This window comes from Halomonas sp. SIMBA_159, from assembly GCF_046536035.1.
In the GTDB taxonomy this organism is placed as follows: Bacteria; Pseudomonadota; Gammaproteobacteria; order Pseudomonadales; family Halomonadaceae; genus Vreelandella; species Vreelandella venusta_A.
This window is the reverse complement of record NZ_JAWJBT010000083.1, coordinates 1-548: the sequence shown is the minus strand read 5'-3', so window position 1 is coordinate 548 and position 548 is coordinate 1. Positions and strand designations below refer to the sequence as shown.

The 548-nt window shown below is 67.5% G+C and carries 1 protein-coding gene; it reads right to left on the bottom strand.

Annotated features, from left to right (window positions below; genetic code table 11):
• Positions 1 to 502: hypothetical protein (locus R0J87_RS18450; RefSeq protein WP_498887990.1), on the bottom strand; the 502-nt coding region annotated here is incomplete at its 3' end.
• Positions 503 to 548 lie beyond the last annotated feature (46 nt).

The window sequence follows — 548 nt, the reverse complement described above, 5'->3', positions numbered from 1 at the left end:
CGAGCTTGAGCACGTCCACGGTGAGCGCCGCCCGCTTCCCGGTCCGCGGCCGGAGCTGCACCACGAACCGGGGGGCCATGTGCTCGGTTTCGCGGGCCTGCACGGCGCACCGCACCCACTGCTCCGGTGCCAGCATCTCCGCCAGCTCGTCCCGCGGCACTTCTCGAGCATCCTTCGCCCCACCGAGCGACAGCGGCAGCGTCACCCGCCAGACGTAGCCCCGCGAATCGACCCCGTGGTTCGGGAAAACCACACCCCCGGTATCCAGCCCCTCCCACAACTTGGGCTGGTACAGGTTCTTCCGCTTCATCCGGACGGTATCCGAAGGCTCCGGCACCGGCTCTTGGCGGCTCATCAGCACCAAAAGGTCGTGTTTCGCTTCCGGTTTCTGCCGTAGTGGTGTAACCTTGACGAAACGGCCGGACGCGGGATGCTGCATCTGCGTCATCAAGGCCAGCACGGACCGCACCTTCCTCTGCCCCCGGAACGGCTGCTCCAGCATGACCTCCCCCAGCGGCGAATCCCGGCCCTCACGCCTCATCACCGCG